Genomic DNA, 20,160 nt, shown 5'->3' on the forward strand with positions numbered 1-20,160 from the left:
TGTGCCATGCTCAGGGCGTGACGACAGAACCCGCCCCGCCCGCGGGCTCCGGCGCCGCGACCGACCTGGCCGCGCTGGCCCGGGTCGTGGCGCGCCAGCGCGCCGAACTGGACCGGATGCAGGACCTGGCGGCCACCTCCGCCGTCCTGGAGCGGGCCACGGGTGTGGTCATGGCACGGCTCGGCTGTTCCGCGGACGCGGCACAGGAGGAGCTGCGCCGCCGTGCGTCGAGCGCCGGCCACACCCTGCTGGAGGAGTGCTGGATCGCACTCGGCGGGGTGACCGCGCCCGACCGTTCCGCCCCCGGGTCACCGGGGGCCGCGGCCCTGCCCCGGCCGCAGCCGGTGCCCGCCGAGGAGTCCGACGCCCTCGGTCATCTGGCCCGGGCGCTGGCCCGCGTCGGCTCCCCGCAGGACCTGGCCCGCTGTCTGCTGGACCGGCTCGCCGCGGACACCGGCACCGACGCCGTCATGATCTACGTCCGGCTGCCCGTCGGCGGACTGGAACTGGTCGGGCACGCCGGGATCGACGACACCCTCGCCGACCGCTGGAGCCGGGTGCCGCCGCTGGCCGGAGTGCCTCCGCTGGACGCCCTCGACGCGGGACGGCCGTGCTGGCTGGAGGACCCGGCGACCGACCGGGCCCGCCATCCGCGCACCGCGGACGACGCCGCGGAATGGCACTCGCGCGCCTGGCTGCCCGTGGCCGCCGGGGAACCCGCCGAGGCCGTCCTCGGCGTCCTGCGCCGCACCGCAGGACCCTTCCCGCCGCACGTACGGGAACGGCTGCTGGCGGTGGCCCGGCTGTGCGCCGGCCCGCTGCGCGGTGTCGGACCCCTGCGGGAGGCCGAACCCGCCCCCGGCGCCGCCGCGGACGCCGTGCAGAGCGTGTTCGACCGGATGCCGGTCGCCGCGGTGCTGCTCACCCCGCTGCGCTCCCCCGCGGGCGAGGTCGAGGACTTCCGGATCACCGCCGCGACCGCCGGCACCCGTGACACCGCCGGCCGGCACGGCCGCGACCTGATCGGCCTGCGCTTCCTGGAGTGCTGGCCGGACACCACCGACGAACCGCTGTGGCGGGGCTGTCTGGAGGCGCTGTCCGGCGCCGAGCCCTTCGAGAGCGAGCCGTTCGCCCGGCAGCAGACGGTCGCCGGGGTCAGCGAACTGTCCACCTACTCGGCCCGCGCCGCCCGGCTGGGCGACGCGCTGGTGGTGAGCTGGGTCCGGCACGACCCCTCCGACCGGCAGGAGCAGCGGCTCGCCGACCTCCAGCGGCTGGGCGACCTCGGCTGGGCGCACTGGAACCTCGTCACCGGCGAGGCCGCCTGGTCCGCCCAGGCGTTCGCCGTCCTCGGCCGCGATCCGGCCCGCGGCGCCCTTCCGCTCGCCCGGCTGCCCCGGCTCGCCCTGCCCGAGGACGGCCCGGCGCTGACCCGCGCGGTCGACGAGCTGACCCGGCACGGCCGGGCGTGCGACGTGCCGTTCCGGCTCGCCGCGCCGGGCGGGGTACGGCATCTGCGGGCGGTCGCCGAGGCGGTGACGGACGGCCGGGGTGTCCCCGTCGAGGTGCACGGCTTCGTCCAGGACGTCACCGCGCAGCGCAGCACGGAACTCGCGCTGGTCGCCACCGAGCGCGCGGTCCTCACCCAGCGCGGGGCGCTCCGGGCGGAGCGCACGCTGGCCGCCCGGCTCCAGGACGCGCTGCTGCCGCTGCCCAAGGAACCGGTCCGGCTGGCCGGGCTGCGGGTCGACGTCGTCTATCTGCCCGCGCAGTCCGGGCTCAACGTGGGCGGCGACTGGTTCAGCGCCATCGAACTGCCGGACGGCGACGCCCTGTTCGTGGTGGGCGACGTCGCCGGGCACGGCATGGACGCGGTCGCCGCGATGGCCCTGCTGAGATTCACCGCCAAGGGGATGGTCATCACGGGCTCCACGTTGACGGGCGCGCTCAGCCGGCTCAACGCCCTGCTGCTGCACTCCCGGGACCCGCACGGCACGGCGACCATGGTGCTGGCCCGCTACCGCCCCGCCGACCGGCGGCTGGTGTGGGCCCAGGCCGGCCATCCCCCGCCCCTGCTGGTGCGCGACGGCACGGCCCGCTATCTCGACCGGCCCGGGGGCATGCTGCTCGGCGCGAGCGACACCCCGCGCTACACGGAGGCGGAGTGCGTGCTGCGCCCCGGCGACCGGCTGCTGCTGTACACCGACGGGCTGGTGGAACGGCCCTCGGAGAGCATCGACCGGGGCCTGGACCGGCTGGCCGCCGCCGCGGCCGGACCCGCCCCGCTGGGACGGCTGCTCGGCCCGCTGCTGGACCCCGAGGGACGGGACGACGTGTGCGTCCTGGACATCCAGGTGCCCGAGGACGCCTGAGGGCGGGGCGGGTTCAGTCGTCGCGGTGCCGCCAGTACCAGAGCGCCCCGACGACGAGGGCCAGCAGGAAGGCGACGGGCAGCACCAGGCCCGGGAGGCGGGAGACGTTCATACGGGCGGCTTTCGGCTCGGCGGACCGACGCGCCTGATCGCACCCCGACCCGCCGAGCATTGTGACACGCGCCACATTGCCGCTCGGTCCACTTTTCCGATGCGTTACGCGTCATCCGGTGGCGGTGCGCGCCTCCAGTGCCTCCCGGGTGTCGTCGCCGTAGACGCCGTCCTCGTCGCCCCGTATGCCGTACCAGAGCTGGAAGCGCGCCACCGCCTCGGTGAGGACGGTGTCGTACCGGCCGTCGGTGCCGCCGCCGTCGTACACGTTCGGGATGCGCAGCAGCCGCTGCTGGAGGTCGGTGACCTCCGGGCCGCTGTCGCCCTCGCGGAGGGTGCCCGCGCCGTCCGGGTCGGGGCCGGTGCCGGGTGCGGGGGCGGCCGGGCTCGGGGCGGTCGGCGTGGGGGCCGGGGCGGCGGCCGCCTCGCCGTCGCGGCCGGGCAGCAGGAGGGCGCAGGCGAAGCCGACGAGCGCCGCCGCGGCGACGGCGACGACCACGGCGGCCCGGCGCAGCCCCGCACCCGATGCGGCGGCCGGCAGCCGGCCCGGCACGGCCGGGTGCGGCGCCGGGACGCGCGGGCGGCTCATCTGCCGCGTGGCGCCCGCCTCACCGGGCGGCGACGGTGCGGGCACGCCCCGGGTGCGGCGGCCGTCGGCGCGCCGGAACGTCGCGCCCGTCCTGAGGTGGCGGCCGGCGGCCGGCGCGGGGGCGCCGTCCGTGCCGAAGAAGTCCGTCCCGCCCGCCGGTACGGCGGGCAGTTCCTCGGTCGCCTCGTCGGAGCCGGCCGCCCGGTCCCCCACGGGCACGGCCTCGTAGGAGCCGGTGTCCTCGGTCAGCTCGCGGAAGAGTTCCGCGAGGGCGTCGGTGTTGCGGGGCCGCAGGACCCGGATGGGTTCCAGGACCGGTCGTTCGTCGGGCTCTTGCCCCGGTTCGGCCGGTGTCGGCACGCTGCTTCTCCCTCCGTCCGTTCCCCCGGAGAGATACGGGCGGCGGGGCGGCGGGGTTCAGGCGGCCAGGAACCCGTGCAGGGAGCGGCAGGTCGCGGCGACGAACGCGTCCCGCCCGGCGTCGTCGAGGATGTCCAGGGAGAGATACGGGTTGAGGTCCTCCAGCTCCACCAGGAGCAGTTCGCCGTCCGGCGCCCGGCAGGCGTCCACCCGCTGGATGCCGTGCCCGAGGTCGTTCCACTCGATGAAACGGCCGGCGAACTCCAGGTCCGCCACGGTCGGTTCGTACGGCCGGAGCTGCCAGCGGCGCTCCGGGTCCGGGGCGTACAGGGCGTACTGGAAGTCGTGGTCGACGTAGTAGAAGGAGACCTCGTAGGAGAACTCCACCCGGGGCTGGATCAGGACCGTCCCGTCGGCGAGGCCGGGCAGCCGGTCGGCGGTGACGAACTCCAGCCCTATCGAGTCGGCGCCCAGCTTGGGCTTCACGGCGTAGCGGTCCGCCGCGGGGAGGCGGTGCAGGTCCTCGGCGCGGTCCACCGTCGGGATGACCGGGTAGCCGGCCCCGGTGAGATCGAGGAGGTACTGCTTGCCGGCCATGTCGGCCTTCCCGGTGAGCGGGTTGTAGACCCGCGTCCCGCTGCTCAGCGCACGCTCGCGGAACGCCCGGTAGGCGTCGGCGTACGCCAGGACGGGGCCGCTGTTGCGGACCACGACCGCGTCGAAGCCGTCCATCAGCCGGGCCGCGTCGAGCGGATGGCACAGGGCGAGGTCGAACTCGGCGCGCAGCCGGGCGGTGAGCGCGATGTCCTCGTCGCAGTAGCGGCGCCCGCGGGCCGGGTACGCCAGGTCCGTGACATAGAGGAGGCGGGGACGGGCGGCGGCGGACATGCGGGGCTCCTCGGACCGGGTGTGACGTGCGGAAAGGTTACGTCGGGGCCCTGGGCCCGCCGCGCCGGGGCCTGCCCTCCGTACAATTTGAGGCCGAACGACCGTCGAACGACCGCCGAACGACCACCGGGGTGCCGTGCCCCGGCGCCATGCGAAGGAGCCGCCCGTGCCCGGCCAGCGTTCCATCACCGAAGCCGAGCGGCTCGCGTCGGAGAAGCTCGGCGGCGCCCCGATCCGCCGGGAGCAGATGGCGGCCGTGGCGAACATCTACCGGGCCGCCTCCGCGGTGCGCCAGCATCTGGAGAACTCGGTGCTGCGCGGCTCCGACCTCACCTGGACGGCGTTCGTGGTGCTGTGGGTCGTCTGGATCTGGGGCGAGTCGGAGACCCGGCACGTGGCGGAGGAGGCCGGGATCTCCAAGGGCACGCTGACCGGCGTGGCGCGCACCCTCCAGACCCGGGGGCTGCTGCGCCGGGCGGACCATCCGACCGACGGCCGGCTGGTGCTGCTGAGCCTCACCGACGAGGGCGAGGAGCTGATGGGGCGGCTGTTCCCCCGCTTCAACGAGGAGGAGGCGTTCGTGACCGGGCGCCTGGACGCCGAGGAGTGCCGGGGGCTCGCCGAGGCGCTGCGGCGGGTCGTGCTCCAGGTGGAGGAGGACGGCGAGGAGCGCCGCCGCGCCCTGCTGGACGGCGCCGATCCCACGCCCCGGCGCAGCGGCCGGCGGCCCCGGGCCTGAGCGAGGGCGGGAAGGACGCGGGAAAGAAGGGGGACGGTCGGGTCGTACGATGGAACGACCGTCGTTCTCTCCCGAACCCGAAGGGCTCGTCCACCCGTGACCACCGCAACGCTTCTCGACGGCAAGGCCGCCGCGGCCGACATCAAGAACGAACTGGCCCTGCGGGTGGAGGCGCTCAAGGAGCGCGGTGTCCACCCGGGGCTGGGCACGATCCTCGTCGGCGACGACCCGGGCAGCCGTTCCTACGTGGGCGGCAAGCACCGGGACTGCGCGCAGGTCGGCATCGCCTCGATCCGGGTGGAGCTGCCCGCCGACGCCTCCCAGGCCGATGTGGAGGCGGCCGTGCTGCGGCTGAACGCCGACCCGGCCTGCACCGGTTTCATCGTGCAGCTCCCGCTGCCCGCCCATATCGACACGCACGCGGTGCTGGAGCTGATCGACCCGGTCAAGGACGCCGACGGACTCCACCCGACGAACCTCGGCCGGCTGGTGCTGGGCATTCCGGCGCCGCTGCCCTGCACCCCGCGCGGCATCATCGACCTGCTGCGCCGCAACCGGGTGGAGATCACCGGCCAGCAGTTCTGTGTCATCGGCTGCGGGGTGACCGTGGGCCGTCCGCTGGGGCTGATGCTGACCCGCGCCACCGAGCACGCCACCGTCACGCTGTGCCACGAGGCCACGCAGGACACGGCCGCGCACGCCCGGGAGGCGGACGTGGTGGTGGCCGCGGCCGGGGTGGCGCACCTGGTGCGGCCGGACTGGATCAAGCCGGGCGCGACCGTGCTCTCGGTCGGTCTGACCCGCACGGTGGAGGGCGTCCTCGGGGACGTCCACCCGGACGTCGGTGACGTGGCCGGTTCCTTCGCGCCGCCGATCGGCGGGGTGGGCCCGATGACCCGGGCGATGCTGCTGACCAACGTGGTCGAGGCCGCCGAGCGGATCTGACGTCACCGGCGGGCGGCGGCCACCAGGGCGTCGAACAGCCCCTGCTGGGCGGGGTCCTGGCGGGCGGTGTCCTCCGGGTGCCACTGCACGGCCGTGAACCAGCCGCGCGCCGCCGGGAGTCCGAGCGCCTCGACGGTGCCGTCCTCGGCGGTGGCGGTGACGGTGAGTCCGGTGCCGGGGCGGTCGACGCGCTGGTGGTGGTAGCAGGAGACGTCCGCCTTCTCCTGGCCGACGGCCGCCGCGAGCGGGGTGCCGGACGTGATGCGCACGGGGTGCGTGCGGTGCCGGTGGTCGAGCCCCGGACCGCCCATGTCCTGCTCCAGGGTGCCGCCGAGCGCCACGTTGACGACCTGGAGACCGCGGCAGATCGCCAGCAGCGGCAGCCCCGCGGCCAGGGCGGCGCGGGCCGCGGCGAGGTCGAAGGCGTCCTGGTGGTCGTCGACGTCGTAGACGGCGGCATGGGTGCCGGGAGCGCCGTAGCGGTGCGGGGCCAGGTCGCCGCCGCCGGGGAGCAGCAGGGCGTCGAAGCGGGCGAGGCGGGCGGCGGCGCCGTCCGGGTCGGCGGGGTGGAGGGTCACGGGTTCGCCGCCGGCCCGCCAGACCGCCTCGGCGAGGGCGCGGGCGGTGACCTCGGCGGCGTACCGCAGGGCCGAGGTGGTGGCGGAGAACCGGGCGGGGATCGCGACGAGCGGCCGTGGGGGTTTGCGGGGCGTGGTCACAACTGGATCCAGGTGGTCTTCAGTTCGGTGTACTTCTCCAGGGCGTGGGCGGACTTGTCGCGGCCGTTGCCGGACTGCTTCATCCCGCCGAAGGGCACGGTGAGGTCGCCCTCCTCGTAGCAGTTGACCCAGACCGTGCCGGCCCGGAGCGCGCGGGCGACCCGGTGGGCGGTGGACAGGTCGGCGGTCCACAGGCCGGCCGCGAGGCCGTACTCGGTGGCGTTGGCGAGCCGTACCGCCTCGTCGAGGTCGTCGAAGGCGAGCACGGACAGGACCGGGCCGAAGATCTCCTCGCGGGCGAGCCGGCTGCCGGGTCCTACCCGGTCGAAGACCGTGGGTTCCAGATAGCTGCCGCCGCTGTCGGCGAGGGTGCGGGCGCCGCCGGTGAGCAGCCGGGCGCCCTCGGCGAGACCGGTGTCGATGTGGTCCCGCACCCGGCGCAGATGGCTTTCGCCGACCAGGGCGCCCATCTCGGTGGCGGGGTCGAGCGGGTCGCCGACGCGGACCTCGCGGGCCCGGCGCACGACGGCGTCGGTGACGCGTTCGGCGATCGAGGAGTGCACGAGGAGCCGGGAGGGCGCGGTGCACATCTCGCCCTGGTTGAAGAAGATCCCCCAGGCGGCGGTGGCGGCGGCGCGGTCCAGGTCGGGGGCGTCCGGCAGCACGATGTTGGGTGATTTGCCGCCGAGTTCGAGCCAGACCCGCTTGAGGTTGGAGTCGGCGGCGTAGCGCAGGAAGTGGCGGCCGACGGGGGTGGAGCCGGTGAAGGCGAGGACGTCGACGTCCGGGTGGAGGCCGAGTGCGCGGCCGGCGGTCGGGCCGTCGCCGGTGACGACGTTGAGGGCGCCCGGGGGCAGCCCGGCCTCGGTGCCGATCCGGGCGAGCAGGAGCGCGGAGAGCGGGGAGGACTCGGAGGGTTTCAGGACGACCGTGCAGCCGGCGGCGAGCGCGGGGGCGACCTTCCAGGCGGCCAGGGTGAGCGGGAAGTTCCAGGGGACGACGGCGCCGACCACACCGGCGGGTTCGCGGGTGACGAGGGCGAGGGCGTCGGGTGCGGTGCGCGGGGCCTCGTCGGTGAGCTTGTCGGCGAGTTGGCCGTAGTAACGGAAGGTGGCGATCGCGGCGCGCAGTTCGATGTCGTGGGCGTCGGTGAAGGGCTTGCCCATCTCCAGGGTGATGGTGAGGGCGAGCCGTTCGCGCCGCTCCTCCAGCAGGTCGGCCATGCGGAGCAGGACGCGGCCGCGGTCGGCGGGGGCCAGCCGGGGCCAGGGTCCGCCGTCGAAGGCGCGGCGGGCGGCGGCCACGGCGTGGTCGACCTCGGCCTCGCCGGCGTCGGCGACCCGGGTGAGGGTCTGTCCGTCGCGGGGGGAGACGACGGCGAAGGAGGGACCGGCGCCGGGTTCGTCGGCGCCGTCGATGTGATGGTGGGCGGGGAACTCCAACTCCTTGGCGCGGTGCAGGAGTTCGTCGTGGGTGAGGGCCGGCATGAGTGTCCTTCGGGGTGTGCGGGGGCCCGCCGGGGAGCGGGCCCCCGCGCGGGGTGCGTCAGCGGGCGCGGACCAGTCGGGCGGCCGTGGCGCCGAGCAGCAGGACGGCGGGGACGGCGAGCACGAGCCAGGTGGCGGTGGTGCTGTCGCCGCCGATGAGGGTGGTGAAGTTGGCGAGGACCACCCAGATCACGGCGGCGATGCCGAGGGCACCCAGGGCGGGGGCGATCAGGGTGTTCCAGGGCCGGGTGTCGAGGCGTTCGCGGCGGAAGAAGACGATCACGGAGACCGAGGTCAGGAAGTACAGCAGCATGCAGGCGAGGACGCCGACGCCGCTGAACCAGGAGAAGAGGGTGAGCACCGGGTCCTTGCCGGTGACGGCGAACGGCACGACCAGGACGGCGGCGATCGCGGTCTGGACGAGCCCGGCGGCCCAGGGGGCGTGCCGGGAGTTGACGGCGCGCAGCCGGGCGGGCAGCAGGCCCTCGCGGCTGAGGGAGAACAGATAGCGGTTGGCGGAGTTGTGGAAGGCGAGGATGCCGGCGAAGAGCGAGGTGGCGAGCAGCACCGGCAGCACGTCGTTGACCCAGCCGCCGAACTGGTCGGCGATGGGGCCGAAGACGAAGACCGTGGAGTCGCCGCCGGCCAGGGCGTCACCGGCCGCCGCGGTGGCCTTCGAGGGGCCGTAGGAGGAGATCAGCATCCAGGAGGTGAAGGCGAAGAAGCCGGTGACGACCGCGACCGAGAGATAGGTGGCGCGGGGGACGGTCCGGTGCGGCTCGCGGGCCTCCTCGCCGTAGATCGCGGTGGCCTCGAAGCCGAACATGGAGGCGACGGCGAACATCAGGGCCACGCCCGGGGCGCCCTGGAGGGCGGCGCCCGGGGAGAAGGTGTCGGTGAAGGCGAGGCCCTCGGGGCCGCCGCCCTTGACCAGGGTGACCAGGGCGAAGACCAGCAGGATGCTGAACTCGGCCAGCACGAACACGGCGAGCACCTTGGCGCCCAGTTCGATCCCGGCGGCGCCGAGGATCTGGACGGCGGCCATGGTGACCAGGGACCACACCCACCAGGCGACGTGGACGCCCGCGTAGTGCTCGACCAGACCGGCGACGGTGAAGCCGTAGAGGCCGTACATCGCGGCCTGGACCGTGCAGTAGGCGAAGAGGGCGACGGCGGCGCTGCCGCTGCCCGCGGTCCGGCCGAGGCCCTTGCCGATGTAGGTGTAGAAGGCGCCCGCGTTCACGACGTGCCGGCCCATGGCCACGAATCCCACCGAGAACAGCAGGATCACCGCGCCGGCCAGGGCGTAGGCGGCGGGGGCGCCGGGGCCGTTGCCGACGGCGACCGCGATGGGGACCGCGCCGGCGATGCCGGTCAGCGGCGCCTGGGCGGACAGGACGAAGAAGAGGATGCCCAGGACACCCAGGGCGTTGCGTTTGAGGGTCGCCGCGGGGCGGGCGGCCTCCGCGGTCGGCGGAGCTGTGTCGACCGTCTGACTGTCCACTCGGATCACCTGCTGGGAGGAAGGGAGAGGTTTCGTTTAGAGCCAAACGAGTTGCCCTATGGTGGGCCGGAACTATCCATCTGACAAGGGGGTGGAGACGGCGAATTCGCGGCGGGGATGCCAGGGACGACGGACCCCCCGCCGCGGGACGCGACGGGGGGCCGGAGGCGGGTGCTCAGCCGTCGTCCCCGGGCGGGCGTCCGACCGGATGCCGCAGAAGGGTGTGCAGTTCGGCGAGGGCCGCCTCGGTCTGCGCACGGTCGCCGATCCCGGTGAGCTGGTGCAGCACGAGCCCGTCGAGCGCGGCGAACACCAGCCGGTTGAAGGCCGGGCTCGCGCCCTGCGGCAGGATGCGGTCCAGCTCCCGCTGGGAGGCGCCGAAGTACTCGTCGTACAGGGCCCGGACCTGGGTCAGCAGCTCGGGCCTGCGGCGCGCCTCCAGCAGCAGTTCGTACTGGTACGCCTGGCCGTCGGGGTCGCCCTCCACCATGTCCGTGAGCCCGGCGACGAAGTCCTCGGGGCGTCCGGTGCCGGACTCCAGGAGACTGCTGCTGAGGCTGGTGCGCACCGCGTACGCGAGGGACTCCTCGATCAGCGCGTCGCGCGAGCCGAAGTGGTGCACGACCAGGCCGTGGGTGACCCCGGCCTCCTCCGCGACGGCCCGGTAGGTCAGGTGCCGCAGCCCGCGCCGCGCCACCACCCGCACCGCCGCCTCCAGCAGCGCCTCGCGGCCCTCCCCGTACCCGACCCGTTTGCGGCCGCGGGGGCGCGGACGCGGGCGGGGGGCCGACGGGGTCTCGGCGGGTTCACTCATGACGGCGACCCTACCGGCCGCCGGCCGGAGCACCGCGGGGCCGGTCGGGGCACCGCGGGGCCGGCCGTCGTCGCCGGTCCCGGTCAGTTCCGGCGCGGCGGGCGGATGCCGCGGAACTCCCAGTCGCCGCCGAGGGCGGTGGAGAGGACCTCCTCGGACTCGGTGGGCTGGGCGCCGACGTCGGTACGGATCGCGGTGGGGCCGGTCACGATGTGGTTGGTGAGCCGGCCGAGGCCCTCCACCTCGACCTCCACGACGTCCCCCGGCCGCACCGGGCGGGAGTTGGCGGGGGTGCCGGAGAGCAGCACGTCACCGGGGTGCAGGGTGATGGTGCGGGCGATGTCGGCGACGAGGTAGTGCATGTCCCACTGCATCTCGTCGGTCGAACCGTCCTGCACCACCTCGCCGTTGACGTACGTCTTCAGGCTCTTGCCGCGGAAGTCCCAGTCGGTGACGAGGCCGGGGCCGAGCGGGCCGAGGGTGTCGGAGCCCTTCACCCGGAGCATCGAACCGGCGTCGGTGTCCCGGAAGTCGTGCAGGCCGTAGTCGTTGGCGATCGTGTAGCCCGCGATGTGGTCTCCCGCCTCGGCCGGGGAGATGTTGCGTGCCGTCCGCCCGATGACGATGGCCACCTCCCCCTCGTAGTTGAGCCACTTGCAGCCCTCGGGGCGGACGACGGCGCCCTTGTGGGAGTTGAGGGAGGAGGTGGGCTTGTGGAAGTACGTCGGGGTGCCGGGCAGGGTGATCCCGAACTCCTCCACACGGCTTCGGTGGTTGAGGTGGACGGCGATGATCTTGGAGGGTACGACCGGGGGCAGGTGCCGGGCCTCCTCGGTCCTGACGCGGCGGCCGTCCCCGGCGACGAGTTCGTCCCCCTCGACGGTGACCTGGACGGCGGCGCCGTCCAGGAGGATGCGGCGGTACTCGGGCATGGCGGCTTCCTAGGGACGTCGGTGCGGGTGGTGGGGTGCTGCGGCCGCGGGTGTTCCCGTGCCGGTCCAGCCGTCGGCCGGGCGGTCGAACCAGAGATGGACCTGACCGGTGCCGATCGAGTTCTCGTAGTCGCCGTACTGGCGGGCGCGGGCGACGCAGTCCCCCTCACCGAGGGCGCCGGCCATCATCAGGTAGTGGAAGAACTTCGCCTCGGGCCGGTACCTCCAGAACTCCTCCATGGTGTCGAGGACCTTGTCGTGCCGGCCCTCCTTGAACCAGGCGATGCGCTCCAGGTCGGCTTCCCGGGCCTCGGGGGTGAAGATGTGCGCCGGGTCGCTGGACTCGTGGTCGCGCAGTTCGCGCAGCGGCCAGAAGGTGTGCGACAGGGCGCCCGAGGCGATGATCAGCACCCGGCGGCCGGGGGTGGCGGCGATGCCGTCGGCGAGGGCCCGGCCGAGCCGCAGATGGTCCTCGGCGTCGCCGGTCTGGCACACCCCGACGGTCACCCACCGTTTGTCGGGCAGGCCCTCGCCGAGGAACTTCCACAGGTTGATCGTGGCGTAGTAAACGGGCAGGTAGGCGTCGTCGATCGCGGTGATCCAGGTGCCGTGCCGGTCGGCGAACTCCGCGATGTTGTGCGCGAGTTCGGGGTCCCCGGGATAGTCGTAGGGCATCCGGCTCATACCGCGCGGCAGTTCCTCGGAGGTGAAGAGGCCGGCCCTGCGGTCCTGGGCGGTGACGACGAACTCGACGGTGGTCGCCCAGTGCGAATCGAGGACGACGACGGTGTCGTAGTCGTCGCGTTCGAAGACCTCCCGGCGCAGCTCGCGCAGTCCGGTGACGAGGGTGATCTCCTTGCCGTCGTTCAGCTCCCGGCGGGTCTCCTCGGGCAGCACGATGGTGGGGACGTGGGCGAGCAGGCCCGCCCCGACGATCTCACCCATGGTCGTTCCAGCCCTTCGGCGCGGTGACGGTGTTCTTCAGGTCGCAGTAGAAGTCGAAGCTCCAGGTGCCGCCCTCCCGGCCGACCCCGGAGTGCCGGGAGCCGCCGAAGGGGGCCCTGAGGTCCCGGACGAAGAAGCAGTTGACCCAGACGGTGCCGGCGGTGAGCCGCCCGGTGACCCGGTCGGCGCGCTCGCGGTCGCCGGTGACGAGCGTGGCGGCGAGTCCGAAGCGGGTGTCGTCGGCGAGCCGTACGGCCTCGTCCTCGTCGGCGAAAGTCTGGAGCGTGAGGACGGGTCCGAAAACCTCCTCCTGCACGATCTCGGAGTCCTGGGCGACCCCGGTGAGCAGGGTCGGCGCGTAGTACCGCTCGTCCACGCGGTGACCGCCGACGACGGCACGGGCCCCGGCCTCCACCGCACGGCGCACGAACCCGTCGATCTTCTCCAACTGGCGGGGGTGGATGGTGGGCCCGATGTCGGTGGCCTCCTCGCGCGGGTCGCCCTGCACCAGCGCGCCCGCCTTCTGGGCGAATCGGCGGGTGAACTCCTCGGCGACCGTCTCCTCGACGAGGATCCGGGTGGCCGCGAGGCACACCTGGCCGGCGTTGTCGTACTGCTCCACCGCGAGGTCGACGGCGAGGTCCAGATCGGCGTCCGCGAACACCAACAGCGGTGATTTGCCGCCGAGTTCGAGGCTGAGCGGGGTGAGGTGGGGGGCGGCCGAGGCCGCGATGCGGCGGGCCGTGGGGACCGAGCCCGTGAAGCTGATGCGCCGGACGTCCGGGTGCGAGGTGAGGGCGTCGCCGATCTCGGAGCCGTAGCCCTGGACGACGTTCAGCACTCCGGCGGGCAGTCCCGCCTCGGCGGCGATGTCGGCGAGCAGCGAGGCGGTCAGCGGGGACCACTCGGCGGGCTTGAGGACGACCGTGTTCCCGGCGGCGAGGGCCGGTGCGATCTTCCAGGTGGCCAGCATCAGCGGCGCGTTCCACGGGGTGATCAGCACGCAGGGTCCTGCCGGGTCCCAGGAGACGTGGTTGGTGTGGCCGCGGGTCTCGAAGTCCTCGTGGTCCAGGGTGAGCGACCGGTCGGCGAAGAAGCGGAAGTTGTGCGCCACGCGCGGCATGACACCGCGGCGGTGGGAGCGGAGCAGGGCGCCGTTGTCGGTGGTCTCGACGATCGCCAGCTCTTCGAGCCGCTTCTCGACCCCGTCGGCGATCGCGTGCAGGATCCGGGCGCGTTCGGCGCGGGGGGTGGCGGCCCAGGCGGGGAAGGCGGCCTTGGCGGCGGCCACGGCGGCGGCGGCCTCGGCGGGGGTGCCGCGCGCGATCTCGCCGAGGGCGCGGCCGTCGACGGGCGAGACGTCGGTGAACGTGCCGGCGGAGGCGACGCGTTCGCCGCCGATCCAGTGCCGGGGGTCGACGGCGACGCCGGCCACCGTCAGGGTGTGCTCGGTCATGTCGGGACTCCAAGTCCTCTGATGGATACGGTGGTCGGGGTCACTCGGCGTCGGAGGTTCCGGACTCCAGAAGACGTCCGCCGTCCCAGACGACGCCGACCTGCCGGTAGTAGGCGGCGATCGGTTCGCGGATCTCCAGTCGGGCCAGCTCCTCGGTGGGCGCCTCGAACAGCTCCAGGTCCGCGTCGCCGGTCCAGGGCTGTCCGCCTTCGAAGGAGGCGGCGCCCGTCTCGATCAGTTCGTCGAGCGCGAGGCCCTTGCCCTTCTCGACGGAGGGCAGCCAGCGGTGGTGGGCCATGGGGTGACCGTTCACGAACCCATTGGTCCCGGAGGGCTCCCGCAGGGTGACCACGGCCTGGGCGAGGCGCCGGTCGGCGGCGGCGAGGGTGGCGCCGAAGCGGGCGCCGGCCTCGATGCGCGGGGCCGGACCGTAGGGGTGCGGCCGGGTCTGGTGGAGGGAGCCGAGCTTCTTCGGATAGCCCTGGTGCAGACCGCGCGCGATCGCGAAGTCCTTGTCGACCCAGATGTACACGCACCGCGAGTAGGTCCGGCCCCGGTAGGAGCAGCGGACGACCGCGAACGCCTCCTTGTACTGGGCGCGGACGGGGTCGAGGAGTTCCTCCCCGGTCGCCGAGCAGGACTGCCAGTCGGCCCAGATCAGCGCGACCGCGCCCGGGTCCTCGTCCGCCAACTCCAGCGGCGCGGGCAGGAGTTCACGCACGCGCGCGGGGTCCGTGCGGTACTCGACGGTGAGCAGGTCGCCGGAGTAGCGCCACGGCGGGGCGGGGATCAGGGACGAGGCGCCGCTCGCCGTCTTGGGGTGGAAGTAACCACGGACGGTGGTCATGTCGAATGCTCCTTGCGCGGTGAGGACGGGGTGCGTCACGCCGTGACGGCGGGCCGCGCCAGCAGCGCGGGGCGGTGGCGGGCGGCGGCCGACGCGGCGCCGGGGCCGCCGAGGGCGACGACGCCGACCAGCAGGCCGTCGCGGTGGTAGCCGACGACGAGGTCGCCGTCGCCGTCGGGCGTGCCGTCCAGGACCCGCACGTCGTCGGCGCCGTAGGAGGGCGCGCCGAAGGACTGGAGGCGGAAATCGTGCTGGTCGCTCCAGAAGGTGGGCAGCGGCGCGAACGGCGCCGGCTCCTCCCCCGTGCCGTGCAGATGCGCGACGAGCGTCCGGGCGGCCTGCTTGGCGGTGTCGCCGGGGATGGACCAGTGCTCGACCCGGCGGGGTACGCCGTCGTAGCGGGCGTTGGGGAAGCGGGCCACGTCGCCGACCGCGACGGCCTCGGGGCGGCCCCCGGCGCGCAGCAGGGCGTCGGTGCGGACGCCGTCGGTGAGGTCGAGGCCGTTGCCGTCGAGCCACTCGGTGTTGGCGACCGAGCCGACCGACTCGACCACGACGTCCGCCGCGAGGACCCGCCCGTCGGACAGCTCCACGCCGGTGACGCGGTCCTCGCCGGTGAATCCGGCGACGCCGGTGCCGAGGGCGAAGCGCACCCCGCGTGCCTCGTGGCGGCGGAGCAGGGCGCGGCCGAGGAGCGGGCCGAGGGGGCCGGTCATGGGCAGCGGCAGCGGGTCGACGACGGTCACCTCGCGGACGCCGAGCGCGACGGCGGTCGCGGCGACCTCGCAGCCGATGAAGCCGGCGCCCACCACGACCACCCGGGCGCCGGGCCGGGTGAGGGCCTCGCGCAGGCCCCGGGCGTCGTCGAGGGTGCGGACGGTGTGCCGGCCGGACAGCGGTCCGGGGCAGGTCAGCCGGCGGGGGCGCATACCGGTGGCGACGACGAGTCCGTCGTACGAGAGGGAGGTGCCGTCGTCGAGGACGACGGTGCGCTCGGGGAGCCGGGCGGTGACCGCGCGACGGCCGAGGAGCCAGGCGGCGTCGGCGACGGCGGGGCGGGGGCGGAAGGCGAGGGACGCGAAGGGCGCCTTGCCGGCCAGGACCTCCTTGGAGAGGGGCGGCCGGTTGTAGGGCATGTGGGGTTCGTCCCCGACGAGGGTGATCGCGCCGGTCCAGCCCGCCGCGCGGAGCTGTTCGGCGGCGCGCAGGCCGGCCATGGAGGCGCCGACGACCAGGACGCGTCCGGTGCTCTCGGATGCGGTCACGGCGTCAGTCCTCGATCCGGATGGCCTGGAGCGGGCAGACGTCGGCGGCTTCCTCGACCTCGTCGCGCAGGGCGTCGTCGGGGTCGGGGACGTAGAGCAGCCGGCCGTCGGCGTCCAGCGAGAAGACGTCCGGGGAGGCGAAGACGCACTGGCCGTGGTCCTGGCACTTGTTCATGTCGACGACGACCTTCATGGCCGGTCCTCCTGGGGGACGGGGGCGAAGGGGGAGGTGAGGGAGGGGATCGGGGCCCGGCCGCGGACGGCCGGGCCCCCGCCAAAGGTGTGCGGCGACCGCGGCGCGGGGCCGCACACCCAACTCGTTTGGCTTCAAACAACGTAGGGACGCGCCTCACCCTGGTCAAGACCTATCCACATGGATAAATTATTGGTCCGCACCCCTTGCGGAGCCCCCGGCCCGTGCCTAGCGTCTGTGCTCGTACAACGGCCCCGGCCGCCGTCCCTCCCGGACCGCGCGGCCCGTCCGGCGCCGTTCCCACCCCGCACGCCACCCGCCTCCCCGGCTGCCCTCCGGCGCCCCGGAGGTGCCCCGCCGTCCCCCGAGGAGACACCGGTGAGCGCTCAAGATCCCGGCCAGAACACCGCGCAGGACCCGGCGGCGGTCCGCCGTCGCATGGAGCGGCTCGCCGCCGACGGCATCGACGTCGTCCGGGTGACGTATCCCGATCTGATCGGCACCGAGCGGGCCCGCGACGTGCTGCTCGAAGAGCTGCCCCGGGCCGTCGAGCACGGCCTCGCCTTCTGCCGGGCCGTCTACCACACCACCCCGCAGGGCGATGTGGTGCCGGTGGCCGGCGGCCTGGACGCGGGCCTGCCCGACATCTGCGTCCGCCCGGACCTGTCCACCCTGACCGCCCTGCCCTGGGAACCCGGGGTCGCCACCTGTCTCGCCGAAGTGACCGACCCGGCCACCGGCGCCCCGGCCCCCGAGTCGCCCCGCGACCTGCTCCGTTCCGTCCTGGACCGCTGTCACGAGCACGGACTGCGGCCGGTCGTCGGCCCCGAGCTGGAGTACTTCCTGTGCGAGCCGGACCCGGCCGGCGGCTGGCGCCGCTACGGCGCCGTCCCCGGAGTCGTCTACACGGCCGGGCTGCGCGCCGACCCCGACAACCATCTGCTGCGCACCCTCCGCCAGGTCCGCGGCCTGGACATCGGGGTGCTCAGCGGCAACCACGAGTTCGACGGCGGGCAGTTCGAGATCAACCTGCTGCACTCCGAGGCGCTCTCCGCCGCCGACCGGGCGTTCCGCTTCAAGGCCGCGATCAAGGAACTGGCCCGCCGGGAGGGCCGGCTCGCCACCTTCATGGCCAAGCCCTTCAACGACGCGGGCGGCTCCGGCTTCCATCTGCATCTGTCGGGCACGGACCCGGACGGGCGCAACGTCTTCGCCGACCCGGCGGCGCCGCACGGACTGTCCGCCACCGCCCGGCACGCCGTGGCCGGTGTCCTCGCGCACGCCCCGGCCCTGGCCGCGCTCGCCAACCCCACCGTCAACTCCTACAAACGGTTCGGCCCCGACACGCTCGCGCCCTGGCTCGTCGACTGGGGCCTGGACAACCGCAGCGCGATGGTCCGCGTCCCGCCGGAGCGCGGCGCGGGCGCCCGCCTGGAGCTGCGGCTCGGCGACGCCGGCGCCAACCCCTATCTGCTGACCGCGGGCGCCGTCGCCGCCGCGCTCCTCGGCGTCCTGGCCGGCGAGGAGCCGCCCGCCCCGCTGGAGGGCTACGGCTACGACCCGAGCGCCGCCGCCCTCCTGCCCACCAGCCTGTCCGCCGCCCTCGACGCCTTCGAGGCGGACACCGCCCTGACCGGCCTCCTCGGCAAGGACTTCGCCACCGCGTTCCTCAGCTACAAGCGGGACGAGGTGGAACGCTTCCAACGGCACGTCACCGACTGGGAGTTCACCGAGTACGGCTACCACCTGTGACGACGACCGGGAGACCCGCCACCATGACCGCCTCCGCCCATCTGCCTTCCGCCCCCGCCGCCCCTTCCGCCCCTTCCGTCCGGGAGGCGCTCCAAGAACCGCTGCCGCTCGCGGAGGTGGACCTCGCCGACCTCGACCGCTTCACCGACGGGATCACCCCCTGGCGGATGTTCCACACCCTGCGCCACGAGGACCCGGTGCACTGGCAGCCCGAGGAGGCGCCCAACTCCGGCTTCTGGGCGGTGACCCGGCACGCCGACATCGCCCGCGTGGACCGCGACGCGGAGACCTTCACCTCCACCCGGTTCGTCAACCTGGAGGAGGTCGACGACGACCAGATCAAGAAGCGCGCCTCCATCCTGGAGCTGGACGGCGTCCGCCACCGCGCCCTGCGCAGCGTCATCCAGCGGCAGTTCGGCGCGGGCGTCATCAACAGCTACACCGACTTCCTGCGCGGTCTGACGGCCAGGACCCTGGACACGGCGCTGGCCAAGGGCCGTTTCGACTTCGTCGCCGACGTCTCCGCCGACTTCCCCATCAACGTCCTCGCCCGGCTGCTCGACGTCCCGCCGGAGGACAACCAGCGGCTGATCGACTGGGGCAACCGGATCATCGGCAACACCGACCCCGACTACGCGGACGTGCTGCTGCACAGCGCGGAGAGCGAGCGGTACCGCGATCTGCCGTTCCGCTCCCCCGCCTCGCTGGAGGTCTTCGAGTACGGCCGCGACCTGGCCCGGCGGCGACGCGGCGGCGCGGGCACCGACCTGGTGTCCAGGCTGGTCAACACCACCCCGCGCGACGGCGTCCCGCTGTCCGCGCAGGACTTCGACAACTACTTCCTGCTGCTGGTGGTGGCCGGCAACGAGACCACCCGGCACACCATCTCCCACTCGATGCTGGCGCTCCTCCAGCACCCCGAGCAGCTCGCCCGGCTGCGCGACGACCCCTCGCTGATCCCGGCGGCGGTCGAGGAGTTCCTGCGCTGGGCCTCCCCCGTCTACCACTTCCGCCGTACGGCCACGCGGGACGTGGAGCTGGGCGGCAAGCGGATCAGGGAGGGCGACAAGGTCGTCATGTGGTACGCCTCCGGCAACCGTGACGAGGAGGTCTTCGGCGACCCGTACGCCTTCGACGTCACCCGGGAGAACAACGACCACGTGACCTTCGGCAAGGGCAGTCCGCATCTGTGCCTGGGCAATCTGCTGGCCCGCACCGAGATCCGGATCATGTTCGAGGAGCTGATCCCCCGGCTCGCGGACATCCGGCTGACCGGCGAGGTGCCGCGGGTGCGCTCCAACTTCGTCAACGGCATCAAGAAGCTGCCCGTCGAGGTGACCCTGGCCTGATCACGACACGGGGTACTCGGTTCCCTCGGAGCAGGGAACCGAGTGCCGTTCCGCGTGTAACGTTCCGGGCATGAGCAGCACCACCAGCAGACCCGAGGCCGCGAAACCGCCGATGCGGGAGGCCCTGGTCGCGGCGGCCTTCCAGCTCTTCCTGGAGCGGGGCTACGAGCAGACCACCGTCGACGACATCGTGGCCCTCGCGGGTGTCGGCCGGCGCTCCTTCTTCCGCTACTTCCCCTCCAAGGAGGACGTGGTCTTCCCCGACCACGAGCGGTGCCTGGCCGACATGACCGCGTTCCTCGCGGCGAGCGAGCCGGACCACGAGCCGGTGCGGCGGGTCTGCGACGCCGCCCGGCTGGTGATGCTGATGTACGCCGAGAACCCGTCCTTCTCCGTGCAGCGCTACCGGCTCACCAAGCGGGTGCCGGGGCTGCGGGCGTACGAACTGTCGGTGGTGTGGCGCTACGAGCGGGCGCTCGCCGCCTATCTGCGGGACCGGTTCGCCGGGACGCCGGACGGCGATCTGCGGGCCGACGTGATCGCCGCGGCCACGGTGGCCGCGCACAACAACGCGCTGCGCTCCTGGCTGTGGTCCGACGGCCAGGGCGACGCGGCCGAGGCGGTGGACCACGCGCTGGGGTCCGTGCGGACGGCGTTCGGCGCGGCACCGGAACCCTCGGCGGACGCTCCGGCGGGTGCTACGGCGAGCGCTCCGGCGGGCACTCGGGCGGGCGTGGCCCCCGGGCTGCCGCTGGTGACCGCCCTGCCGGACGAGGACGACGTCGTCGTGGTCGTCTCCCGGCGCGGAGCACCCCTGTGGCGTGTGGTGCAGGAGATCGAGACGACCCTCGCCCGGAAGTGAGCGGCGGGACGCGCATCTGAGCGATCCCCGC

At 73.9% G+C, this 20,160-nt stretch carries 18 protein-coding genes; 6 read left to right on the forward strand and 12 right to left on the reverse strand.

Features of this window, described 5'->3' with window-relative positions:
- The first annotated feature begins 17 nt into the window (after positions 1-17).
- Positions 18-2,372, forward strand: coding sequence for a SpoIIE family protein phosphatase (locus tag G6W55_RS02300; RefSeq protein WP_309243604.1), 2,355 nt, complete (start codon positions 18-20; stop codon positions 2,370-2,372).
- Between the two features lie 223 nt (positions 2,373-2,595).
- Here the strand turns inward: G6W55_RS02300 and G6W55_RS38470 are convergent, their stop codons facing one another.
- Both G6W55_RS38470 and G6W55_RS02310 read right to left on the reverse strand, forming a co-directional pair.
- A complete protein-coding gene (locus tag G6W55_RS38470; RefSeq protein ID WP_175519055.1) occupies positions 2,596-3,432 on the reverse strand; it encodes a peptidoglycan-binding protein in 837 nt (278 codons plus the stop codon).
- 57 nt (positions 3,433-3,489) lie between these two features.
- Positions 3,490-4,320, reverse strand: a complete 831-nt coding sequence (locus tag G6W55_RS02310) for a hypothetical protein (RefSeq protein WP_175519056.1) — start codon at positions 4,318-4,320, stop codon at positions 3,490-3,492.
- Positions 4,321-4,486: 166 nt separating this feature from the next.
- Here G6W55_RS02310 and G6W55_RS02315 point away from each other — a divergent pair, with 166 nt between their 5' ends.
- Together G6W55_RS02315 and G6W55_RS02320 are read left to right on the forward strand one after the other, a co-directional pair.
- Positions 4,487-5,059 (forward strand): MarR family transcriptional regulator, encoded by a 573-nt coding sequence (locus G6W55_RS02315; protein ID WP_175519057.1) that lies wholly within the window; start codon positions 4,487-4,489, stop codon positions 5,057-5,059.
- Between the two features lie 96 nt (positions 5,060-5,155).
- Positions 5,156-6,004 carry a bifunctional methylenetetrahydrofolate dehydrogenase/methenyltetrahydrofolate cyclohydrolase gene (locus tag G6W55_RS02320; protein WP_030795823.1) on the forward strand — a complete coding sequence of 283 codons (849 nt, stop codon included), beginning with the start codon at positions 5,156-5,158 and terminating at the stop codon, positions 6,002-6,004.
- A 2-nt stretch (positions 6,005-6,006) separates the two neighbouring features.
- On the opposite strand, the gene G6W55_RS02325 is transcribed toward G6W55_RS02320, so the two are convergent.
- From G6W55_RS02325 to G6W55_RS02370, 10 genes are all read right to left on the reverse strand, one after another.
- Positions 6,007-6,723 carry a gamma-glutamyl-gamma-aminobutyrate hydrolase family protein gene (locus G6W55_RS02325; RefSeq protein ID WP_309243605.1) on the reverse strand — a complete coding sequence of 239 codons (717 nt, stop codon included), beginning with the start codon at positions 6,721-6,723 and terminating at the stop codon, positions 6,007-6,009.
- Complete coding sequence (locus G6W55_RS02330; protein WP_175519058.1) at positions 6,720-8,210, reverse strand: aldehyde dehydrogenase; 1,491 nt, start codon at positions 8,208-8,210, stop codon at positions 6,720-6,722. The genes G6W55_RS02325 and G6W55_RS02330 overlap by 4 nt, the downstream gene beginning before the upstream one ends.
- A 58-nt stretch (positions 8,211-8,268) precedes the next feature.
- Positions 8,269-9,714 carry an APC family permease gene (locus G6W55_RS02335; protein WP_309243606.1) on the reverse strand — a complete coding sequence of 482 codons (1,446 nt, stop codon included), beginning with the start codon at positions 9,712-9,714 and terminating at the stop codon, positions 8,269-8,271.
- A 175-nt stretch (positions 9,715-9,889) separates the two neighbouring features.
- Entirely contained in the window at positions 9,890-10,528 is a 639-nt protein-coding gene (locus G6W55_RS02340) for a TetR/AcrR family transcriptional regulator (RefSeq protein ID WP_175519060.1), read from the reverse strand.
- 83 nt (positions 10,529-10,611) lie between these two features.
- Complete coding sequence (locus tag G6W55_RS02345) at positions 10,612-11,460, reverse strand: fumarylacetoacetate hydrolase family protein (RefSeq protein ID WP_175519061.1); 849 nt, start codon at positions 11,458-11,460, stop codon at positions 10,612-10,614.
- A gap of 9 nt (positions 11,461-11,469) precedes the next feature.
- Positions 11,470-12,405 carry a 3,4-dihydroxyphenylacetate 2,3-dioxygenase gene (locus G6W55_RS02350; RefSeq protein ID WP_175519062.1) on the reverse strand — a complete coding sequence of 312 codons (936 nt, stop codon included), beginning with the start codon at positions 12,403-12,405 and terminating at the stop codon, positions 11,470-11,472.
- The gene (locus G6W55_RS02355; protein WP_175519063.1) at positions 12,398-13,861 is read right to left on the reverse strand and encodes an aldehyde dehydrogenase; all 1,464 of its coding nucleotides are present in this window, start codon (positions 13,859-13,861) and stop codon (positions 12,398-12,400) included. Before G6W55_RS02355 ends, G6W55_RS02350 begins: the two co-directional genes overlap by 8 nt.
- 40 nt (positions 13,862-13,901) lie before the next feature.
- Complete coding sequence (locus G6W55_RS02360; protein WP_175519064.1) at positions 13,902-14,708, reverse strand: acetoacetate decarboxylase family protein; 807 nt, start codon at positions 14,706-14,708, stop codon at positions 13,902-13,904.
- A 35-nt stretch (positions 14,709-14,743) separates the two neighbouring features.
- The gene (locus tag G6W55_RS02365) at positions 14,744-15,973 is read right to left on the reverse strand and encodes an FAD-dependent oxidoreductase (protein WP_309243607.1); all 1,230 of its coding nucleotides are present in this window, start codon (positions 15,971-15,973) and stop codon (positions 14,744-14,746) included.
- 4 nt (positions 15,974-15,977) lie between these two features.
- Positions 15,978-16,166, reverse strand: a complete 189-nt coding sequence (locus G6W55_RS02370) for a ferredoxin (RefSeq protein WP_078636283.1) — start codon at positions 16,164-16,166, stop codon at positions 15,978-15,980.
- 438 nt (positions 16,167-16,604) lie between these two features.
- On the opposite strand from G6W55_RS02370, the gene G6W55_RS02375 reads away from it, so the two are divergent.
- The 3 genes from G6W55_RS02375 (at position 16,605) to G6W55_RS02385 (ending at position 20,129) form a co-directional block, all read left to right on the forward strand.
- Positions 16,605-17,918 (forward strand): glutamine synthetase family protein, encoded by a 1,314-nt coding sequence (locus tag G6W55_RS02375; RefSeq protein ID WP_175519186.1) that lies wholly within the window; start codon positions 16,605-16,607, stop codon positions 17,916-17,918.
- A gap of 23 nt (positions 17,919-17,941) precedes the next feature.
- Complete coding sequence (locus G6W55_RS02380; protein WP_175519065.1) at positions 17,942-19,267, forward strand: cytochrome P450; 1,326 nt, start codon at positions 17,942-17,944, stop codon at positions 19,265-19,267.
- A gap of 70 nt (positions 19,268-19,337) precedes the next feature.
- Entirely contained in the window at positions 19,338-20,129 is a 792-nt protein-coding gene (locus G6W55_RS02385; protein ID WP_175519066.1) for a TetR family transcriptional regulator, read from the forward strand.
- Positions 20,130-20,160 lie beyond the last annotated feature (31 nt).

Source organism: Streptomyces sp. CAI-85 (assembly GCF_013363615.1).
GTDB classification, from domain to species: Bacteria; Actinomycetota; Actinomycetes; order Streptomycetales; family Streptomycetaceae; genus Streptomyces; species Streptomyces antibioticus_B.